Source organism: Methylibium sp. Root1272 (genome assembly GCF_001425905.1).
Classification (GTDB): Bacteria; Pseudomonadota; Gammaproteobacteria; order Burkholderiales; family Burkholderiaceae_C; genus Methylibium.
Window position 1 is genome coordinate 261069 of sequence record NZ_LMDY01000014.1, and the last position, 20274, is coordinate 281342.

The window sequence follows — 20274 nt, forward strand, 5'->3', positions numbered from 1 at the left end:
CGTGAGCGCCGCGACCGTTGCGCTGAGCCTCGTCTCGCACACCAACGTCGGCAAGACCACGCTGGCGCGCAGCCTGCTCCGGCGCGACATCGGCGAAGTGCGCGACGAGGCGCACGTGACGCAGAGCGCCGAGCAGCACACGCTGGTCGAGTCGCCCGCCGGCGACCGCCTGCTGCTGTGGGACACGCCCGGCTTCGGCGACAGCGTGCGGCTCGCGAAACGGCTCGCGCAGGCCGGCAATCCGATCGGCTGGTTCCTGAGCGAGGTCTGGGACCGCTTCCGCGACCGCGCCTTCTGGTCCAGCCAGCGCGCGGTGCGCAACGTGCTCGAACAGGCCGATGCCGTGCTCTACCTCGTCAACGCCTCCGAATCGCCGCAGGACGCCGGCTACCTGGACGCCGAGCTGCGGGTGCTCGATCTGATCGGCAAGCCGGTGCTGGTGCTGCTCAACCAACTGGGCCGCCCGCAACCGCCGCAGGCCGAGGCCGCCGAACTGCAGCGCTGGCGAGAGCGCCTGCGCCCGTTCGCCTGCGTGCGCGAGGTGCTCGCGCTCGACGCCTTCGCACGCTGCTGGGTCCAGGAGGGCCGGTTGTTGCAGGCCGTGGGCGCGGCGTTGCCGGCGGCCCGGCGGCCTGCGTTCGAACGCCTGCGCACCGCCTGGGACGAACGCGGACGAGCCACCTGGTCGGCGGCGATGGACGTGCTGGCCGAACGGCTGACGCGCGCCGCGCTGGACCGCGAACCGGTGGTCGAGGCCGGCTGGAGCGGGCGGCTGCGCCAGGTGGGCGCGGCGCTGGGCCTGCGCCGCGAAGGGACGGCCACGCCGCGCGAGCAGGCGATGCAGGCGCTCGCCGAACGGCTCGATGCCGACATCCGCGCGTCGACCGACCGGCTGATCCACCTGCACGGGCTGGACGGCCGGGCGACCGAGGCCGTGCTGACGCGCCTGGCCGAGCACTACGCGGTGCAACAGCCGGCCAGCGAGGGCAAGGCCGCGGTGCTGGGCGGGTTGCTGACCGGGGCGCTGGCCGGGCTGAAGGCCGACATCGCGAGCGGCGGCCTCACGCTCGGCGGCGGCCTGCTGGCCGGCGGCGTGCTCGGCGCGCTGGGCGCCGCCGGGCTGGCGCGCGGCTACAACCTGGTGCGCGGCGTCGAGGCACCATCGCTGGCATGGACCGACGAGGTGCTGACCGGGCTCGTGCACTCGGCGCTGCTGGGCTACCTGGCCGTGGCCCACTACGGCCGCGGCCGTGGCGACTGGACCGAGGCCGAGCATCCCGACTTCTGGTACGACGCGGTCACCCAGGTGCTGCAGCCGCGTACCGAGCTGATGGAGGCGCTCTGGTCGACCCGCGAAGGCGACGACGACCCCGAGGACGCGCAGCACCTCACGGCGCAGTTGCGGGCCCTGCTGAGGGACAGCAGCCGCGAGCTGCTGCTGCGGCTCTACCCCGGCGCGGGCGATGCGATCGGCGCCCCGGACAGCCCTTGAATCCATCGTCCCGGCGGCTCTTCGGCACGACCTGTGGCCTAATCCCGGGTTTACCTGTTTCCTACCGGAGCCGACATGGGCAACCAGATCAAGACCGAAGCCGACCGCCGCGCCACCCCCCGCCCCGCCACGCCGACCGGCGTGGTGTTCACCCCGGGCCGTGGCCAGAAGGTCAGCCTGGAGCGCGGCTCGCACACCCGCAGCAAGAAGAACCCGGGCAAGCGCTCCAAGAAGGGCGGCTGATCCCGCGGGCACCGCGCGGTCGCGCCGACACCGGCCGGCGACCGCGGTGCCCGAGTTGAGCGCAGCCCGGCCCGGGCCTCGCACCGATGCTGCGAATCACCGAATTGCGCTTGCCGCTGAACCATGCCGAGGACGCGCTGCGTCCTGCAGTCGTGGCTCGCCTGGGCATCGCCGACGCCCAGCTGCGCGACTTCACCGTCTTCAAGCGCAGCTACGACGCGCGCAAGAAGTCGGCCGTGGTGCTGATCTACACCATCGACTGCGAGCTGGTCGACGAGGCGTCGGTCCGCGCGCGGCTCGGCGGCGACCCGCACGTGCGACCGGCGCCGGACACCCGCTACCGCTTCGTCGGTCCAGCCCCGGTCGGCTTCTACGATGCTGCCGCGGACGCCGTCGCGCCACTGCGACCGCTGGTCATCGGCTTCGGGCCCTGCGGCATCTTCGCCGCGCTGATCCTGGCGCAAATGGGCTTGCGCCCGATCGTGCTGGAACGCGGCAAGGCGGTGCGCGAGCGCACCCAGGACACCTGGGGGCTGTGGCGCCGCGGCGTGCTGGATCCCGAATCGAATGTGCAGTTCGGCGAGGGCGGCGCCGGCACCTTCTCGGACGGCAAGCTGTGGAGCCAGATCAGCGACCCGCGCCACCTGACGCGCAAGGTGCTGACCGAGTTCGTGAAGGCCGGCGCGCCGGAGGAAATCCTCTACGTCGCCAAACCGCACATCGGCACCTTCCGGCTGGTCGGCATGGTCGAGAAGATGCGCGCGGACATCGAGGCGCTGGGCGGCGAGATCCGCTTCCAGCAGCGCGTGACCGACGTGCTGATCGAGGACGGCCATGTCCGCGGCGTCACCCTCGCTTCCGGTGAACAGCTGCGCGCCGACCATGTGGTGCTGGCCCTGGGCCACAGCGCGCGCGACAGCTTCGAGATGCTGCAGCGGCGAGGCGTCTACCTGGAGGCCAAGCCGTTCTCGATCGGCTACCGCGTCGAGCACCCGCAGGGCCTGATCGACAAGGCGCGCTTCGGCCCGAATGCCGGCCACCCGCTCCTCGGCGCGGCCGACTACAAGCTGGTCCACCACGCGCGCAACGGCCGCTCGGTCTACAGCTTCTGCATGTGCCCGGGTGGCACGGTCGTCGCCGCCACATCCGAGCCGGGACGCGTGGTCACCAACGGCATGAGCCAGTACTCGCGCAACGAGCGCAACGCCAATGCCGGCATCGTGGTCGGCATCACGCCACAGGACTACCGGCAGGACGGCCTCAGCGATGGCCCGGTGAACCCGCTCGACGGCATCGCCTTCCAGCGGTATTGGGAGTCGCGTGCCTACGCGCTGGGCGGCAGCAACTACGAGGCGCCGGGCCAGCGGCTCGGCGACTTCCTGGCCGGCCGGCCCAGCACCGCCTGGGGCAGCGTGTTGCCCTCCTACAAGCCCGGCGTGCACCTGACCGACCTGGCCGAGCCCGGCAACGCCAGCCTGCCGGACTACGCGGTCGAAGCGATCCGAGAGGCTTTGCCGGCCTTCGACAGGCAGATCCCCGGCTTCTCGCTGCCCGATGCGGTGCTGACCGGCGTGGAGACGCGCACCTCGTCACCGCTGCGCATCACCCGCGGCAAGGACTGTCAGAGCCTCAACGTCGCCGGGCTCTACCCGGCCGGCGAAGGCGCCGGCTACGCGGGCGGCATCATGTCGGCCGGCGTCGACGGCATCGAGGTGGCCGAGGCGCTGGGCGCACGCATGCTGGGGCTCGCCGGCTGACGAGCCGGGGGCAGCGACGCTAGGGACCCGGCTCGGCGACCGCCCATGTCGGGCTGCGCTTGTCGATGAAGGCCTGCACGCCTTCCAGCGCCGCCTCGTCCATCATGTTGCAGGCCATCGCCTGCCCGGCGATCTCGTAGGCCGACGCGATGCCGGTCTCGATCTGCCGGTAGAACTGGGCTTTGCCGACCGCGATCGCGACGCGCGGCTTGGCGACGATGCGCTGCACCAGTTGCTCCACCTCGGCATCGATCCGCTCGGCCTCGGCGACGCGGTTGACGAGACCGCGCTCGCGCGCCTCCTCGGCGCTGATGAAGTCGCCGGTGAGGAGCATCTCCATCGCCTGCTTGCGCGGCACGTTGCGGGCCAGCGCGACGCTCGGCGTGGAACAGAACAACCCGAGGTTCACACCGCTGACCGCGAAGCGCGCGCCGCTCGCCGCGACCGCCAGGTCGCACATCGCGACGAGCTGGCAACCAGCCGCAGTGGCGAGGCCCTGCACACGCGCGATCACCGGCACCGGCAGGCGGTGCAGGCTCAGCATGACGCGGGTGCACTGCGCGAACAGCGTCTCGTAGTAGCCGAGCGAAGGCGCAGCGCGCATCTGCTTGAGATCGTGGCCGGCACAGAAGGCCTTGCCGCTGGCGGCGAGCACGACCACGCGCGACGAGGGGTCCGCCGCCACCGCGTCGAGCTCGGCCTGCAGCGCGGCCAGCATGCCTTCGGACAGCGCATTGAAGGCCTGCGGGCGGTTCAGCGTCAGCGTGACGACGCCACGGGCATCCCGCGTCTTCAGCACGAACGGGTTGTCGCTTTCGGTGAGGGACATCTCGGCTCCTGCGCGCTGCTATTCGATCGCCTGCGTCGAGCGGGCCCGCTCACGCAGCTGGAATTTCTGGATCTTCCCGGTCGAGGTCTTGGGGATGGGCTCGAAGCGCACCGCCTTCGGCGCCTTGTAGCCGGCCAGCAGCGACTTGCAGTGCGCGATCAGCTCGGCACTGCTCACCTCCGCGCCGGGCTTGAGCTCCACGTAGGCGATCGGCGTCTCGCCCCACTTCGGATCGGGCTGGGCGACCACCGCGCAGGCCATCACCGCCGGGTGGCGGTAGAGCGCGTCCTCGACCTCGATGGAACTGATGTTCTCGCCGCCGGAAATGATGATGTCCTTGCTGCGGTCCTTGATCTTCGCGTAGCGGTCCGGCTCCATCACCGCCAGATCGCCGGTGTGGAACCAGCCGCCGGCGAAGGCAGCCGTGCTGGCCTTGGCGTTCTTCAGGTAGCCCTTCATCACGATGTTGCCGCGGAACATGATCTCGCCCATGGTCTGGCCGTCGGCCGGCGTCTCGGCCATCGTCTCGGGGTCCAGCACCGTCATGCCCTCCTGCAGCGCGTAGCGCACGCCCTGGCGGCCGTTGAGCCGAGTCTGCTCGGACAGGCTCTCGCCCGCCCAGCTGGCACGCTTGACGGCCACCGCGGCCGGGCCGTAGACCTCGGTGAGGCCGTAGACATGGGTGATGTCGAAGCCGAGCTTCGCCATGCCCTCGATCATCGCCGCCGGCGGCGCGGCACCGGCCACCATGCCGCGCACCTTCTGCGTGATGCCGGCGCGCAGCGCCTCCGGCGCCGCGATCAGCAGGTTGTGCACGATCGGGGCGGCGCAGTAGTGATCGACGCGGTGCTCGCGCATCGCGCCCAGGATGCTGGGCGCATCGACCCGGCGCAGGCACACATGCGTGCCCCCCAGCATCGCGATCGTCCACGGGAAGCACCAGCCGTTGCAGTGGAACATCGGCAGCGTCCACAGATAGGTCGGGAAGTGCGGCATGGTCCAGGTGGCCGCGTTGCTCACCGCGTTCAGGTAGGCGCCGCGGTGGTGGGTCACCACGCCCTTGGGGTCGCCGGTGGTACCCGAGGTGTAGCTGACGGCGATCGCGTCCCATTCGTCGGCCGGGCCATCGAGCCGCGCTAGCGGCGCGTGGGTGGCCAGCAGCGCCTCGTACTCGTGCGTGCCGAGCCTGTCGCCCGGACCGGTGTACTCGCTGTCGCAGACGTCGATGACGATCGGAGAACGGCCGTGCTCGCTGCGCAGCAGCCGCAGCGCCTCGGCGATGGTCGGCGCGAACTCGCGATCGGTGATCAGCACCTGGGCCTCGCAGTGGTTCATCTGCCAGGCCAGCAGCGCGGCGTCGAGCCGGGTGTTCAGCGTGTTCAGCACCGCGTTCAGCGCCGGCACCGCGTAGTGCGCCTCCACCATCTCCGGCGTGTTGGGCAGCATCACGCTGACGGTGCTGCCGCGCGCGACGCCGAGCGAACGCAGCGCGGCCGCCAGGCGCGCCGAGCGCTCGCGCGTCTGCGCCCAGGTGGTGCGGCGCGCGCCGTGCACGACCGCCGGCAGATCGCCGAACACCTCGGCGCTGCGTTCGACAAAACTGACGGGCGAGAGCGCGACGAAGTTCGCCGCGGTCTTGTCCAGCCCCTGTTCGTAGATGCTGATGCTGCTGCTCATCGGATGTCTCCTCGTGCCGTCGCCGGGGCGACAGGTCCGCTCGTGCGGCGGATCGGAAAGACTATCCCACAGCCGGCGTGCCGCCGGCAGCGCGGTCAACCCGGAATCGTGTCGGCCAGCGTCGAGTCGGAAAACGGCACCGCGTGCTGCTCGCCGCGGTGGCGCGCCCAGTACGAGATGTCGTCGGCCGCCATCGGCTTGGCGTACAGGAAGCCCTGCAGCTGGTCGCAGCCCATCTCGGCCAGCAGGTCGCGCTGGTCGGCGTCCTCCACCCCCTCGGCCACCACCTGCATGCCCAGCGCATGGGCCAGGCGGATCACCGCATCGACCACCGCGCGGGCGTCGCTGCTGCCGGCCAGGTCGCGGATGAAGCTGCGGTCGATCTTGAGCTGACGCGCGCGCAGCTGGCGCAGATAGCTGAGGCTGGAGTAGCCGGTACCGAAGTCGTCGATCGACAGCTGCACGCCGATGCCCAGCAGGCCGTCGATCGCGCGCTGGGTGACGCGGGTGTCCTCCATCGCGACCGACTCGGTGATCTCGCAGATCAGCTGCGAGGCCTCGACCCGGTGCAGCGCCAGCGCGTCGGCCACCCGCTCCGTCAGATCGGCCTGCATGAGCTGGTGCGCCGACAGGTTGATCGCCACGCGCATGTGCAGGCCCTCGTCGGCCCAGGCGTGCAGCTGGCGGCAGGCTTCGTCGATGACCCAGGCACCCAGCGTGTTGATCAACCCGAAGCGCTCGGCCACCGGAATGAAGCTCATCGGGCTCACCATGCCGCGCAGCGGGTGACGCCAGCGCATCAGCGCCTCGACGCCGCGGATCGTGTCGGTGCGCAGGTCGACCTTGGGCTGGTAGTGCAGTTGCAGCTCGCCGCGCTCCATCGCGCCGACGAGGTCGTTGTAGAGCGCCACCTGCTGGTCGGCGCCCTGGTTCATCGCCGATTCGTAGACGGCGTAGGTACTGCCGCCGCCGCGCTTGGCCTCGTACATCGCGGCATCGGCATGCGCGATGAGGCGCCTGGCGTCGCCGGCCTCGGGGTACATCGCCACGCCGATCGAGCACGACAGGTGGACCTGCTGACCGACCACGACGAGCGGCTCGCCCATGCTGGCCAGGGCCCGCTTCGCGACGTGGATGCAATCGCCCGCGCCGCTCACGTCCTCGACCAGCACGATGAACTCGTCGCCGCCCAGGCGGGCCAGCGTGTCGGCCGCACGCACCGCCTCGCGCAGGCGCACGGCCACCGCCTGCAGCACCAGGTCGCCGTGGGCATGACCATAGGAGTCGTTGATCGGCTTGAAGCCATCGAGGTCGATGAACAGCACCGCCAGGCCCACCGAAGCCGGTGGAGTCGGCAGGTCGCGCAGCCGTTCGATGCGTGCGACCGCCTGGTTCAGGCGCGACTCGAAGTAGCTGCGGTTGGGCAGGCCCGTCAGCGCGTCCTGGTAGGCCAGCCGGCTCAGTTCGTCGTTGGCCGACTGCAGGCGCTCGTTGGCTTGCTGCAACGACTGCGACAGACCGTCCGCGGTGGCGTGCATGCGCCGGTCGAACACCGAGGTCACCAGCGTGATCGTCAGCATCAGCACGGTGGCCACGCTGACGATCAGCACCAGCGAGTCGCCGTTGAGGCCATCCAGGCTCAGGCAGGCGCTGCCCTCGGGGAAGCCTGCGGCGGCCATGCCGCTGTAGTGCATGCCGCTGATCGCCAGGCCCATGACCATCGCCGCGGCGCCCTGGTAGGCCAGCGCCGACCACCCGGCATGACGGCGCATCCAGAAGAAGATCTGCAGGGCTGCGGCGGACGCGACCACCGCGATCAACCCGGACGCCGCCACCCAGCGTGCATCCCATTGGATGCCCGGCGCCATCTCCAGTGCGGCCATGCCCACGTAGTGCATCGCCATGATGCCGACGCCCATCGCCAGCGCCCCGCACACGTGCAGGCTGCGCGACAGCTGCTCCCGCCCCGCGATGCCCAGTGCCACCAGAGAGACCAGCAGCGCCACGCCCCAGGAGAGCAGCGTGGTCGAGACCCGGTAGCCGAGCGGGATCGTCAGGCTGAAGGCCTGCATGCCGACGAAGTGCATCGACCAGATGCCGCTGCCCATGACCAGGGCGCCGCCGACGCACCAGCACATCGACAGCACGCGGTCGGCGCTGCGCACGCGCTTGGCCAGTTCGAGCGTGACGAACGAAGCCAGGATCGCGACAGCGATGGACAGCACGACCACGCGGGGGTCGTACAGGGGCTGGAGCAAGGACACGCGGGCAGTTCCTGTCGGGCCGTTCGCCGGCCCCTGGCGGAGCACGCCGGGCGTGCATCGGTGGAGGTATCGGCGCGCCTGGTACGGACTTGAGCCTTCGGCCGCGGCGACGCGGGCGTCGGGGCCGTGCGCAGGTCACGCCGGTGGTGCCTTCGTGCGTCAATAGGAGATCGTGTGCATATAATTGCCGCCGTCAGGAGAGCGTTGCCGTCAGGTCATCGACGGCAGCCGCCGAAGGCGCAGAGGACAACCCTCGAACGCTCAGGCAAAAGGACTGACGAACGCCTCCCAGTGGAGGCGTCCTCACTGGAGAGAGGCTGCACCCGGTGCAGTCCACCGAAGGGGCAAGCGGGTCGAGGTGGGACACACCGGGACCGGCCAATCTCTCAGGTAAAGCGGACAGCGAGGGCAGGCCATCACCGGAGCCGGTGGTTTCCTTCATGCCCTTGGAGTCGAGATGTCCGCACTTGCCGGCAGCCCTGCTGCCCCCCTGCTCACCACGCCCCTGCACGCGCTCCACCGCGAACTCGGCGCCAAGATGGTGCCCTTCGCCGGTTACGACATGCCGGTCAACTATCCGCGCGGCATCCTGGCCGAACACCGCCAGTGCCGCGATGCCGCCGCGCTTTTCGACGTGTCGCACATGGGCCAGATCCGGCTGGTCGCCGACGACCTGCAACAGGCCGCGCTCGCGCTAGAGACCCTGGTGCCGATGGACGTTCTCGGCCTCGGCGTCGGCAAGCAGCGCTACGCCTACTTCACGAACGCCGGCGGCGGCCTGCTCGACGACCTGATGGTCACCCGGCGCGAGAACGACCTGCTGCTGATCGTCAACGCCGCCTGCAAGGACGCCGACCTGCGCCACCTGCAGACGCACATCGGCCACCGCTGCACGGTGCAGCCCCTGCCCGAGCGCGCGCTGCTGGCCCTGCAGGGGCCGAAGGCGGCCACGGCGCTGGCGCGCCTGAACCCCGGCGTGAGTGCCCTCACCTTCATGACGGGCGGCGCCTTCACGCTGGTCGGCGCCGGCTGCTACCTCACCCGCTCCGGCTACACCGGCGAGGACGGCTTCGAGATCTCGGTGCCGGCCACCCATGCCGAGGCCTTGGCGCGCGAGCTGCTCGCGCAGCCCGAGGTCGCGCCGGCCGGCCTGGGCGCGCGCGACACGCTGCGTCTCGAAGCCGGGCTGTGCCTCTACGGTCATGACATCCACGCCACCATCACGCCGATCGAGGCCGGTCTGTCCTGGGCGATCCAGAAAGTGCGGCGTGCCGGTGGCGCGCGGGCCGGCGGCTACCCCGGCTCGGACGTCATCGACGCGCAGCTCGCCGGCGGCGTGAGCAACAAGCGCGTCGGGCTCCTGGGCCTGGAGCGGGTGCCGGTGCGCGAGGGCACGGAACTCGTCGACGGCCACGGTCACCGGCTCGGCCACGTGACCAGCGGCACCCTCGGCCCGACCGTCAACCAGCCGATCGCGATGGCCTGCATCGCCAGCAACCACGCCGGCGTCTCGCATGAGGTGTTCGCGGTGGTGCGCGGCAAGAAGCTGCCGATGCGCGTGGTTGCCCTGCCCTTCACGCCGCACCGCTACGTGCGTGCCTGACACTCCAGTTTCGTCCTTCTTCCTCAACCTTCCGGCCGACCCTCGAGGCGAGCCAACCATCCTTCAGGAGCTCTCATGACCACCAAGTTCACGACCGATCACGAGTGGATCAACATCGAGGATCACGACGCCGCCGTCGTGGGCATCACGCTGCATGCGCAGGATGCGCTGGGCGACGTGGTGTTCGTCGACCTGCCGGCCGTCGGCACGACCTACAAGAAGGGCGAGGTCGCCGGCGTCGTGGAGTCCGTCAAGGCAGCGGCCGACCTGTACATGCCGGTCAGCGGCGAGGTGGTCGAGGTCAACGAGGCGCTGCGCGGCGACCCGGCACTGGCCAACAGCGACCCGCTGGGCGAAGGCTGGTTCTTCAAGGTCAAGATCGCCGACATGACCGAGTTCGACCAGCTGATGGACGCGCCCGGCTACGACGCGCTGCTGAAGACGCTCTGAACCCGTTCCCGCCTTCCCCGCACCCCCGCACCCCCGCACCCCCGGTCCACCGATCCACCGATCCCTTTCGACGGAGCACCCCATGCTGAGGCCCACCGCCCTGCCCCTCGCCGAGCTCGAGAACGCCACCGAGTTCACCGCCCGCCACCTCGGCATCGAGGCCGACGACGAACGCCGCATGCTGACGGTGATCGGCGCGGCCTCGCGCCAGGCGATGATCGAAGCCATCGTGCCGCGCAGCATCGCCCGCTCGCGCGCGATGGCGCTGCCGCCGGCGGCGAGCGAGGCGAACGCGCTGGCGGAGCTGAAGGCGATCGCGGCGAAGAACCGGGTCTGCAAGAGCTACCTCGGCCAGGGCTACCACGGCACGCACACGCCGGGCGTCATCCTGCGCAACATCCTCGAGAACCCGGCCTGGTACACCGCCTACACGCCCTACCAGGCCGAGATCTCGCAGGGCCGCCTGGAAGCGCTGGTGAACTTCCAGACCATGGTCTGCGACCTGACCGGCATGAGCATCGCCAACGCGTCGATGCTCGACGAGGCCACCGCCGCAGCAGAAGCCATGACGCTGGCCAGGCGCAGCGTGAAGAGCAAGAGCGCCAACGTCATCGTCGCCGCGGACTGCCATCCGCAGACCATCGAGGTGATCCGCACGCGCGCGCGGCCGCTGGGCATCGAGGTGCTCGTCGGCCCGGTACCGGAACTGATGGCGCAGCACGACTGTTTCGCGGTGGTCGCGCAGTACCCGGCGACCGGCGGCATCGTGCACGACATGCAGCCGTATGTGGAAGCGGCGCATGCCCGTGGCGCGGCCTTCGTCGTCGCCGCCGACCTGCTGGCGCTGACGCTGCTGTCGCCCCCGGGCGAATGGGGCGCCGACATCGCCGTCGGCAGCACCCAGCGCTTCGGCATGCCGATGGGCGCCGGTGGCCCGCACGCGGCCTTCCTGGCCTGCCGCGACGAGTTCAAGCGCTCGATGCCGGGCCGCCTGGTCGGCGTCAGCGTCGACGCGCATGGCCGGCCGGCCTACCGGCTGGCGCTGCAGACGCGCGAGCAACACATCCGCCGCGAGAAGGCCACGTCGAACATCTGCACGGCCCAGGTGTTGCCGGCGGTGGTGGCGAGCATGTATGCGGTCTACCACGGGCCGCAGGGGCTCAGGCGCATCGCGCAGCGCATCGCCTCCTACACCGCCATCCTGGCGCACGGCCTGCGCGCCATGGGCTTCGAACTCGCCGGCGAGAGTGCCTTCGACACGCTGTGCGTCGAGACCGGCGTCGAGACCGATGCGATCGCCCGCCGCGCCCGCGAGGCCGGTGCCAACCTGCGCCGCCTGTCGGCCACGCAGTTGGGCATCACGCTGGACGAGACCACTGAGCGCGCGGATATCACTGCGCTGTGGTCGTGGTTCGCGCGCTCCGAGGCCATGGTGCCGAACGTCGACGGCTTCGCGCACGGCGCCGACCCGCTGATCCCCAGCGAGCTGCGCCGCACCAGTGCCTACCTGACGCACCCGGTCTTCAACAGCCACCACAGCGAGACCGAGATGTTGCGCTACCTGCGCGGCCTGGCCGACAAGGACCTGGCACTCGACCGCACGATGATCCCGCTGGGCTCATGCACGATGAAGCTCAACGCGACCAGCGAGATGATCCCGATCACCTGGCCCGAGTTCGCCCACATCCACCCGTTCGCACCCGCCGAGCAACTGGCCGGCTACGCCGAACTCGACGCCCAGCTGCGCCGTTGGCTGTGCGAGGCCACCGGCTACGCCGGCATCAGCCTGCAGCCCAATGCCGGTTCGCAGGGCGAGTACGCCGGCCTGCTGGCGATCCAGGCGTGGCATGCCTCGCGTGGCGAGGGCCGGCGCCACATCTGCCTGATCCCCGAATCGGCGCACGGCACCAACCCGGCCAGCGCGCAGATGGCCGGCATGAGCGTGGTGGTGACGAAGTGCGATGCCGAGGGCAACGTCGACCTCGACGACCTGCGCGCCAGGTGCGAGCAGCACAGCGCGGAGCTGGCCGCGGTGATGGTCACCTACCCGTCGACCTACGGCGTGTTCGATCCGCACATCAAGGAACTGTGCGCGCTGGTGCACCAGCACGGCGGGCGCGTCTACGTGGACGGCGCGAACATGAACGCGCTGGTCGGCGTGGCCGCGCCGGGCGAGTTCGGCGGCGACGTGAGCCACCTCAACCTGCACAAGACCTTCTGCATCCCGCATGGAGGTGGCGGCCCGGGTGTCGGGCCGGTGTGCGTGGTGGAAGACCTGGTGCCCTTCCTGCCGGCCCACCGCACGGGCGCGTCGGCGAGCGGCGCTGAAGCGGATGAGTCCGTGGTCGGCGCCGTCTCGGCGGCCCCGCTGGGCAATGCCGCGGTGTTGCCGATCAGCTGGATGTACGTGCGCATGATGGGCGCCGACGGCCTGACCGCCGCGACCGAGACCGCGATCCTCAGCGCCAACTACATCGCCGCGCGGCTGGCCGACCACTACGACATCCACTTCAGTGGCGAGATCGACGGCCTCAAGGGCGGCGGCGTGGCCCACGAGTGCATCCTCGACCTGCGACCGCTGAAGGACAGCTCCGGCGTCAGCGCCGAGGACGTGGCCAAGCGCCTGATCGACTACGGCTTCCACGCCCCGACCCTGAGCTTCCCGGTGCCCGGCACGCTGATGGTCGAGCCGACCGAGAGCGAGTCACTGCAGGAGCTCGATCGCTTCTGCGACGCGCTGATCGCGATCCGCGCCGAGATCGCCCGGGTCGAGCAAGGCCTCTGGCCGCAGGACGACAACCCGCTCAAGCACGCGCCCCACACCGCCGAGGCGCTGCTGAAGGCCGACTGGCCGCACCCCTACACGCGCGAGGAGGCCGCCTACCCCGTGAGCAGCCTGCGGCGCCAGAAGTACTGGGCGCCGGTCGGCCGCGTCGACAACGTGCACGGCGACCGCAACCTGTTCTGCAGCTGCGTGCCGCTGAGCGCCTACGCCGAAGGCGACACATGAAGGACCAGTTCGCCAGCGACAACTGGGCCGGCCTGGCGCCGCAGGCGCTGGCCGCCCTGCTGGAAGCGAACGGCAGCGGCCATGCACCGGCCTACGGCGACGATGCCTGGACGCAGCGCGCCTGCGATGCGGTGCGCCGGGTGTTCGATGCCGACTGCGAGGTCTTCTTCGTCTTCAACGGCACCGCCGCCAATGCGCTGTCGCTGGCGGCGCTGTGCCGGCCCTACGAGGCGGTGGTGTGCACGCCGCTGGCGCACATCGCGGCCGACGAGTGCAACGCGGTGGGCTTCATGGGCCAGGGCGTCTCGCTGCTGCCCGGCGACGATGGCTCCGACGCCGCCCGGCGCGCCAAGCTCACGCCCGCGGCGCTGGACGCCGCCGCCCGCAAACGCCGCGACCTGCATGCGCCGCGTGCCCGCGCGGTGAGCCTGACGCAGGCCACCGAACTGGGCACCCTCTACACGGTCGACGAGTTGCGCGCGCTGACGGCCGCCGCGCGCGAGCTGAAGCTCAAGGTCCACATGGACGGTGCCCGCTTCGCGAACGCCGTCGCCTCGCTCGGCTGCGCCCCGGCCGATGCGAGCTGGCGCGCCGGCGTCGATGTGCTGTCCTTCGGCGCCACGAAGAACGGCGCGCCGGTCGGCGAGGCGGTGGTGTTCTTCGACCGCGCGCTGGCCGACGGCTTCGAGTGGCGCGCCAAGCAGGCCGGCCAGCTGGCCTCGAAGATGCGCGTGCTGACCGCGCCCTGGGTCGGCCTGCTCGAGGGCGGCGCCTGGCTCGCGCACGCAGGCCACGCCAACGCGATGGCGCAGCGGCTGGCGGCGGCCATCGAAGCGCTGCCCGGCGTTCGTCTGCTGTACACCCCGCAGGCCAACGGCGTGTTCGCCGAGCTGCCGCGCCCCGCGATCGAGGCCCTGCGCGCGCAAGGCTGGCGCTTCCATGAGATGCTGCCGAACGGCGGTTGCCGGCTGATGTGTGCCTGGGACACCCAGCCTGAGACCGTCGACGCCTTCGCGGCCGATCTGGCCGCGGCTTGCCCGATCGCCTAGCCTCACTCCGACACCCGATGGCCGTCTCCGTCTTCGACCTGTTCAAGATCGGCATCGGTCCGTCGAGCTCGCACACGGTCGGGCCGATGCGGGCGGCCAAGCTGTTCGTGCAGCGCCTGGCCCACGAGGGCCTGTTGGAGCGCACCGCGCGCGTGGTGTCCGAGCTCTATGGTTCGCTGGGCGCCACCGGCAAGGGCCACGGCTCGGACAAGGCCGTGCTGCTGGGCCTGACCGGCGAGGACCCCGACAGCGTCGATGTCGACGCCATCCCGGCCCGGCTGGCGGCCTTGCGCGAGCGCCGACGCCTGGCGCTGCTGGGCCAGCACGAAATCGCCTTCGACGAAGCCCGCGACCTGCTGTTCCGACGCCGCCAGAGCCTGCCCTTCCACCCCAACGGCCTGCGCTTCACCGCCCACGACGCCGACGGCACCGAGCTGGCGAACCGCTGCTATTACTCGGTCGGCGGCGGCTTCGTGCTCAGCGACGAGGCGGCCGCCGACGGCAGCCGCCAGCAGAAGATCGCGCCCGACACCACCGTACTGCCGCACCCCTACCGCAGCGGCGACGAACTGCTGCGCCTGACGCGCGAACTCGACTGTTCGATCGCCGAGGTGATGCGCCGCAACGAGCGTCACTGGCGCAGCGACGCCGAGATCGACGCCGGTCTGCTGCGCATCTGGCGCGTGATGCAGGCCTGCGTCGAGCGCGGCCTGCGCACCGAGGGCGTGCTGCCCGGCGGCTACCAGGTCAAGCGGCGCGCCGCCAAGCTCTACCGCGACCTGACGGCCGACCCCGGCGCTGCGCAGAGCGACCCGCTGCAGGTGCTGGACTGGGTCAACCTCTATGCGCTGGCGGTCAACGAGGAGAACGCGGCAGGCGGGCGCGTGGTCACCGCACCGACCAATGGCGCCGCCGGCATCGTGCCGGCCGTGTTGCACTACTACGCCCGCTTTGTCCGGGACGCGAGCGACGCCGGCATCGTCGATTTCCTGCTCACCGCCGCCGCGATCGGCATCCTCTACAAGGAGAACGCCTCGATCTCCGGCGCCGAGGTCGGCTGCCAGGGCGAAGTGGGCGTGGCCTGCTCGATGGCCGCCGGCGCGCTGTGCGCGGTGCTGGGCGGCACGCCGGCGCAGGTGGAGAACGCCGCCGAGATCGGCATGGAGCACCACCTGGGCCTGACCTGCGACCCGGTGGGCGGCCTGGTGCAGATCCCGTGCATCGAGCGCAACGCCATCGCCTCGGTCAAGGCCATCAACGCGGCGCGCATGGCGCTGCGCGGCGACGGCACCCACCACGTGAGCCTCGACCAGGTCATCAAGACCATGCGCGAGACCGGCGCGGACATGCAGACCAAGTACAAGGAAACCGCGCGCGGCGGGCTCGCGGTCAACATCGTCGAGTGCTGAACTGGGGGCGCGCCGGCGCGCCGGCCTTTGTAGACTGATCCGCGCCCCCTTGCCCCCGCCCCAGATGCTCGACACGCTCGCCGCCACCCTTCGCCGCGCCACCGCCGCCCTGCCGGATTCGGTCGCTCAGTGGACCGCGCGCGGCGTCGGCGAGCGTTCCGAACAGCTCGGCGTGCGCCAGGGCGTTGCCGAAACACCGAAGCGAGTGCGCGACGAGGGCGTGATGCTCACCGTCGTCGACGGCGGGGTGGGCCATGCGGCCACGGCCGACACCTCCGAAGCCGGCCTGCGCGCCGCCCTGCTGCGTGCTCACGCGCTGGCGTGCGCCGGTGCCGGCAAGACGGTGTTCACACCGGCCGACCTGCCGCGCCCGCGCGACAGCGGCCGCTACGCCAGCCACGTCGAGCGACCGCACGATGCGCTGTCGCTGGCCGACAAGCTCGAGCTGCTGATGCGCGTGAACGCGGCCAGCCGGATCGACGAGCGCATCGTCGACACACAGACCAGCCTGTGGAGCGTCGCGACCGAGCAGCTCTTCGTGAGCAGCGAGGGCGCCCACATCGAGCAGCGCTTCGCCTTCCTCACGCCGGCCATCCAGGTCACCGCAGTCGACGGCGGCGTGACGCAGGTGCGTTCCAGTGCCGGGCAGTACAACGGCTACTGCCAGCAGGGCGGGCTGGAGGTGCTGGACCGCGCCCGCTTCGAGCAGGACGGCCCGCGCGTCGCGCGCGAGGCGCTGGAACTGGTGCGCGCGCCCCACTGCCCGAGCGGCCGCATGGACCTGCTGCTGATGCCCGACCAGATGATGCTGCAGATCCACGAGAGCATCGGCCATCCGCTGGAGCTCGACCGCATCCTCGGCGACGAGCGCAATTTCGCCGGTACCAGCTTCGTCACGCTCGACCTGTTCGGCCACTACCGCTATGGCAGCGAGCTGCTGAACGTGAGCTTCGATCCGGCGCGCGAACACGAGTTCGCCGGCTTCGCCTTCGACGACGAAGGCACGCCGGCCGAGCGCCGCATGCTGATCGAGCGCGGCGTGCTGCTGCATCCTTTGGGCGGCAGCCTGTCGCAGGCGCGTGCCCGGGCCGCCGGCCACGACGTGGGCGGCGTGGCCACCACGCGCGCCTGCAGCTGGAACCGCGCACCGATCGACCGCATGAGCAACCTCAACGTCGAGCCCGGCAGCAGCACGCTCGACGAACTGATCGCCGCGGTCGACCACGGCGTGGTGATGCACACCAACTGCTCGTGGAGCATCGACGACTCGCGCAACAAGTTCCAGTTCGGTTGCGAGTACGGCCGCATGATCCGCCACGGCCGGCTGGCCGAGGTGATGCGCAACCCGAACTACCGCGGCGTCAGCGCGACCTTCTGGCGCTCGCTGGCAGGGGTGGGCGATGCGTCGACCTGCGAGGTGATGGGCACGCCCTTCTGCGGCAAGGGCGAGCCCTCGCAGGTGATCCGTGTCGGGCACGCGTCGCCGGCCTGCCTGTTCACCGGCGTCGACGTGTTCGGTGGGGTCGACGGATGAGCGCGCTGACGAAGCGCCCTCACTTCGACGCGCTGGCCGACAGCGTGTGCCGCGCCGATCGCGTGGACCGCGTCAGCCTGGCACTGAACGCCGAGGCCAGCGACTTCCTGCGCTTCAACCGCGCGGCAGTGCGCCAGGCCACCCACGTGCTGCAGGCGCAGGCGACGCTGGCCGTGGTGCGCGGCCGGCGCCGCGCCGAGAGCAGCCTCACGCTCACCGGCGACCTGGCGCTCGACACGCAGCGCCTGCTCGCCGAGCGCGCGCTTCTGATCCACGATCTCTCGCTGATCCCCGACGACCCCTGGCTGCTGCTGCCGGAGGAAGCGCTCAGCAGCCACCGCGAGGACCGTGGCGTGCTGCCCTCGCCGGCGGCGGTGATCGACGCCGTGCGCGAGCAGGCCGGCGGCCTGGATTTCGTCGGCTTCTACGCCGGCGGCCCGGTGGTGCGCGCCTACGCCGACAGCCTGGGTGCGCGCCACTGGCACTGCGTGGAAAGCTTCGACTTCGAGTGGTGCCTGGTCCACGCCGCCGACAAGGCGGTGAAGACGCAGTACGGCGGCACGGTCTGGTCGCTGTCCGAGTTCGCGGCACGCCTGCGCGAAGCGGCAGCACAGCTCGCGCTGCTGCGCCAGCCGGCGCGCACGCTGCCGCCGGGTGCCTACCGCGCGCTGTTCAGCCCGGCCGCGATGAACGAACTGCTGGCGACGCTGGGCTGGAGCGGTTTCGGCCTGAAGGCCCGGCGCACCGGCGTGTCCTCGCTGGCGAAGCTGGCGCTCGGCGATGCCCGCCTGCACCCGTCAGTGCGCCTGAGCGAGGCACCCGGCCGCGGCTTCACGCCGGCCTTCACGTCCGACGGCTTCGTGCGCCCGGCCGAGGTGCTGCTGGCCAGCGAAGGCCGCGCCGTCGATACGCTGAACGCGCCGCGTTCGGCGCGCGAGTACGGCCTGCCGGCCAACGGCGCGAACGCGGCCGAGACGCCGGAGGCGCTGGCGCTGGCTCCCGGCACGCTGCCGCACGGGCGCCTGCTCGAGACGCTGGGATCGGGCCTCTGCGTGAGCAACCTCTGGTACCTGAACTACAGCGACCGCCAGGCCTGCCGCATGACCGGCATGACGCGCTTCGCCTGCTTCTGGGTCGAGGGCGGCGAGCTCGCCGCGCCGCTGGCGGTGATGCGCTTCGACGACAGCTTCCTGCGCCTGTTCGGCGAAGGCCTGGTGGGCCTGGGCGACCGTTGCGAGCCGATGCCCGACAGCAGCACCTACCAGTCGCGGCAGCTCGCCTCGATCACGGCGCCGGCGGCCCTCGTCGACGGCTGGCGGCTCACGCTCTGAGTGCCGCGCTGCGCGGCGGCGGCCCGCTATTTCGCCAGGTCGTAGAGCGGCTTGCCCTTGTCGACGACGTGCACCGTGAACACCTTCAGCGAGGTGTCGCCGATCACCTTGAAGCCGCCATGCCGCACGTCGCGCAGGTTGTGGATCGCGATGCCCGTCGGCAGCGCCATCGGTTCCTTGCCGGGCAGCTGGACCGTGGCGCCCTGCACCACGTAAGCCGCCTCGACCCCATGGTGGAAATGCGCCTCCAGCGTGTCGCCGGGCTTGTATTCGGCGATCGAGGAGACCACCTCCATGCCGGGCGCGCCGCTCAGGTCGCTTCGCTTGAGTTCGACGCGCTGCGGAGAATCCTGCGCCCAGGCCGTTGCGGCCACCGCCAGGCAACACGCGGCGACCAACGATCGAACCCGGCGTCCAGGGCACATCGGCAGCTCCCGCTCAGGCGTCCGGCCGGTGCGCCGCGATCGGTGCCACCGGCAAGCGCACGTCACCGCACTGCGCGCGGTGACGCAGCGCATGGTCCATCAACACCAGCGCCAACAACGACTCGGCGATCGGCGTCGCGCGGATGCCGACGCAGGGGTCGTGGCGGCCGAAGGTCTCGACCGTCGCCGGCTGGCCCTGCAGGTCGATCGACTGGCGCGGCGTGCGGATCGAGCTGGTCGGCTTGATCGCGATCGACACCGTGATGTCCTGGCCGGTGCTGATGCCGCCAAGCACGCCGCCGGCATGGTTGCTGCGAAAGCCCTGCGGCGTGAGCTCGTCGCCGTGCATCGAGCCGCGGTGCGCGACGCTCGCGAAGCCGGCGCCGATCTCGACGCCCTTGACGGCGTTCAGTCCCATCATCACGTGGGCGATGTCGGCATCGAGCTTGTCGAACAGCGGCTCGCCCCAGCCGACCGGCACGCCGGTGGCCTCGACGACGATGCGCGCGCCGACCGAGTCGCCCTCCTTGCGCAGGGCATCCATGAAGTCCTCGAGCTGAGCGATCTGGCTGGTGTTGGGCGCGAAGAAGGGATTGTTCGGCACGTGCTGCCAGCCCTCGAAGGCGATGTCGATCTCGCCGAGCGCCGCCATGCCGCCGCGAAAGGCGATGCCGTGGTGTTCGGCCAGCCACTTCTTCGCCACGGCGCCGGCACCGACCATCGGCGCGGTGAGGCGCGCCGAACTGCGGCCGCCGCCGCGCGGATCGCGCAGGCCGTACTTGTGCCAATAGGTGTAGTCGGCGTGGCCGGGCCGGAAGGTCTGGACGATGTTGCCGTAGTCCTTGCTGCGCTGGTCGGTGTTGCGGATCAGCAGGCAGATCGGCGTGCCGGTGGTGCGGCCCTCGTGGACGCCGGACAGGATCTCCACAGCGTCGGGTTCGTTGCGCTGCGTCACGTGGCGCGAGGTGCCAGGGCGGCGGCGGTCGAGCTCGGGCTGGATGTCGGCCTCGCTCAGGCTCATGCCGGGCGGGCAGCCGTCGATCACGCAACCGATGGCCGGTCCGTGGGATTCACCGAAGTTGGTGACGCAAAACAGGTGGCCGAGGGTGCTGCCGGACATGATTCGGGGCGGATGCGGGACTCAGACCGCATTGTGACAGCGGCCCGTGGCACCGCCTTCTCGAAGGCGCCCGACCAGCGC

Annotated in this window: 15 protein-coding genes and 2 riboswitches; of the genes, 10 read left to right on the forward strand and 5 right to left on the reverse strand. The window is 71.0% G+C overall.

What is annotated here, in order from left to right:
* The first annotated feature begins 1 nt into the window (after position 1).
* The 3 genes from ASC67_RS13715 (at position 2) to ASC67_RS13720 (ending at position 3492) form a co-directional block, all read left to right on the forward strand.
* Positions 2-1492, forward strand: a complete 1491-nt coding sequence (locus ASC67_RS13715) for a GTPase domain-containing protein (protein WP_235566328.1) — start codon at positions 2-4, stop codon at positions 1490-1492.
* A 75-nt stretch (positions 1493-1567) separates the two neighbouring features.
* Positions 1568-1735, forward strand: a complete 168-nt coding sequence (locus ASC67_RS20880) for a hypothetical protein (protein WP_164481722.1) — start codon at positions 1568-1570, stop codon at positions 1733-1735.
* An 86-nt stretch (positions 1736-1821) separates the two neighbouring features.
* On the forward strand, positions 1822-3492 hold the full coding sequence (locus ASC67_RS13720) for an NAD(P)/FAD-dependent oxidoreductase (protein WP_056321769.1): 1671 nt from the start codon (positions 1822-1824) through the stop codon (positions 3490-3492).
* A gap of 19 nt (positions 3493-3511) precedes the next feature.
* Here ASC67_RS13720 and ASC67_RS13725 read toward each other — a convergent pair whose 3' ends face one another.
* The 3 genes from ASC67_RS13725 to ASC67_RS13735 all read right to left on the reverse strand — a co-directional run bounded on the left by ASC67_RS13725 (position 3512) and on the right by ASC67_RS13735 (position 8262).
* A complete protein-coding gene (locus ASC67_RS13725; RefSeq protein WP_056321773.1) occupies positions 3512-4321 on the reverse strand; it encodes an enoyl-CoA hydratase in 810 nt (269 codons plus the stop codon).
* Between the two features lie 18 nt (positions 4322-4339).
* Positions 4340-5998, reverse strand: a complete 1659-nt coding sequence (locus ASC67_RS13730; protein WP_056321776.1) for an acyl-CoA synthetase — start codon at positions 5996-5998, stop codon at positions 4340-4342.
* 95 nt (positions 5999-6093) lie between these two features.
* Entirely contained in the window at positions 6094-8262 is a 2169-nt protein-coding gene (locus ASC67_RS13735; protein WP_235566330.1) for a bifunctional diguanylate cyclase/phosphodiesterase, read from the reverse strand.
* Between the two features lie 184 nt (positions 8263-8446).
* A riboswitch (glycine riboswitch) is annotated at positions 8447-8549 on the forward strand.
* A gap of 9 nt (positions 8550-8558) precedes the next feature.
* Positions 8559-8675, forward strand: a riboswitch (glycine riboswitch).
* Positions 8676-8719: 44 nt separating this feature from the next.
* Here ASC67_RS13735 and gcvT point away from each other — a divergent pair.
* The 7 genes from gcvT (at position 8720) to ASC67_RS13770 (ending at position 18648) form a co-directional block, all read left to right on the forward strand.
* On the forward strand, positions 8720-9865 hold the full coding sequence (gene gcvT / locus ASC67_RS13740; RefSeq protein WP_056321780.1) for a glycine cleavage system aminomethyltransferase GcvT: 1146 nt from the start codon (positions 8720-8722) through the stop codon (positions 9863-9865).
* A 75-nt stretch (positions 9866-9940) separates the two neighbouring features.
* Positions 9941-10315, forward strand: a complete 375-nt coding sequence (gene gcvH, locus ASC67_RS13745; protein WP_056321784.1) for a glycine cleavage system protein GcvH — start codon at positions 9941-9943, stop codon at positions 10313-10315.
* 82 nt (positions 10316-10397) lie between these two features.
* Positions 10398-13325 carry an aminomethyl-transferring glycine dehydrogenase gene (gcvP, locus tag ASC67_RS13750; RefSeq protein ID WP_056321787.1) on the forward strand — a complete coding sequence of 976 codons (2928 nt, stop codon included), beginning with the start codon at positions 10398-10400 and terminating at the stop codon, positions 13323-13325.
* Positions 13322-14374, forward strand: a complete 1053-nt coding sequence (locus ASC67_RS13755; RefSeq protein ID WP_056321790.1) for a low specificity L-threonine aldolase — start codon at positions 13322-13324, stop codon at positions 14372-14374. The genes gcvP and ASC67_RS13755 overlap by 4 nt, the downstream gene beginning before the upstream one ends.
* A 17-nt stretch (positions 14375-14391) precedes the next feature.
* On the forward strand, positions 14392-15783 hold the full coding sequence (locus ASC67_RS13760) for an L-serine ammonia-lyase (protein ID WP_056321791.1): 1392 nt from the start codon (positions 14392-14394) through the stop codon (positions 15781-15783).
* A gap of 64 nt (positions 15784-15847) precedes the next feature.
* The gene (locus ASC67_RS13765) at positions 15848-17317 is read left to right on the forward strand and encodes a TldD/PmbA family protein (protein WP_056321793.1); all 1470 of its coding nucleotides are present in this window, start codon (positions 15848-15850) and stop codon (positions 17315-17317) included.
* Positions 17314-18648 (forward strand): metallopeptidase TldD-related protein, encoded by a 1335-nt coding sequence (locus tag ASC67_RS13770; protein ID WP_056321797.1) that lies wholly within the window; start codon positions 17314-17316, stop codon positions 18646-18648. Before ASC67_RS13765 ends, ASC67_RS13770 begins: the two co-directional genes overlap by 4 nt.
* A 26-nt stretch (positions 18649-18674) precedes the next feature.
* Here the strand turns inward: ASC67_RS13770 and ASC67_RS13775 are convergent, their stop codons facing one another.
* The gene (locus ASC67_RS13775) at positions 18675-19073 is read right to left on the reverse strand and encodes a hypothetical protein (RefSeq protein WP_056321802.1); all 399 of its coding nucleotides are present in this window, start codon (positions 19071-19073) and stop codon (positions 18675-18677) included.
* 13 nt (positions 19074-19086) lie between these two features.
* On the reverse strand, positions 19087-20193 hold the full coding sequence (gene aroC / locus ASC67_RS13780; protein WP_056321807.1) for a chorismate synthase: 1107 nt from the start codon (positions 20191-20193) through the stop codon (positions 19087-19089).
* Positions 20194-20274: the final 81 nt, after the last annotated feature.

What these genes read in the sequence shown, in the direction of transcription:
- ASC67_RS20880 (WP_164481722.1), top strand. Translation starts at nt 1,568, where the DNA reads ATGGGCAACCAGATCAAGACCGAAGCCGACCGCCGCGCCACCCCCCGC.
- ASC67_RS13720 (WP_056321769.1), top strand. Translation starts at nt 1,822, where the DNA reads ATGCTGCGAATCACCGAATTGCGCTTGCCGCTGAACCATGCCGAGGAC.
- ASC67_RS13725 (WP_056321773.1), bottom strand. Translation starts at nt 4,321, where the DNA reads ATGTCCCTCACCGAAAGCGACAACCCGTTCGTGCTGAAGACGCGGGAT.
- ASC67_RS13730 (WP_056321776.1), bottom strand. Translation starts at nt 5,998, where the DNA reads ATGAGCAGCAGCATCAGCATCTACGAACAGGGGCTGGACAAGACCGCG.
- gcvT (WP_056321780.1), top strand. Translation starts at nt 8,720, where the DNA reads ATGTCCGCACTTGCCGGCAGCCCTGCTGCCCCCCTGCTCACCACGCCC.
- gcvH (WP_056321784.1), top strand. Translation starts at nt 9,941, where the DNA reads ATGACCACCAAGTTCACGACCGATCACGAGTGGATCAACATCGAGGAT.
- gcvP (WP_056321787.1), top strand. Translation starts at nt 10,398, where the DNA reads ATGCTGAGGCCCACCGCCCTGCCCCTCGCCGAGCTCGAGAACGCCACC.
- ASC67_RS13755 (WP_056321790.1), top strand. Translation starts at nt 13,322, where the DNA reads ATGAAGGACCAGTTCGCCAGCGACAACTGGGCCGGCCTGGCGCCGCAG.
- ASC67_RS13760 (WP_056321791.1), top strand. Translation starts at nt 14,392, where the DNA reads ATGGCCGTCTCCGTCTTCGACCTGTTCAAGATCGGCATCGGTCCGTCG.
- ASC67_RS13765 (WP_056321793.1), top strand. Translation starts at nt 15,848, where the DNA reads ATGCTCGACACGCTCGCCGCCACCCTTCGCCGCGCCACCGCCGCCCTG.
- ASC67_RS13770 (WP_056321797.1), top strand. Translation starts at nt 17,314, where the DNA reads ATGAGCGCGCTGACGAAGCGCCCTCACTTCGACGCGCTGGCCGACAGC.
- ASC67_RS13775 (WP_056321802.1), bottom strand. Translation starts at nt 19,073, where the DNA reads ATGTGCCCTGGACGCCGGGTTCGATCGTTGGTCGCCGCGTGTTGCCTG.
- aroC (WP_056321807.1), bottom strand. Translation starts at nt 20,193, where the DNA reads ATGTCCGGCAGCACCCTCGGCCACCTGTTTTGCGTCACCAACTTCGGT.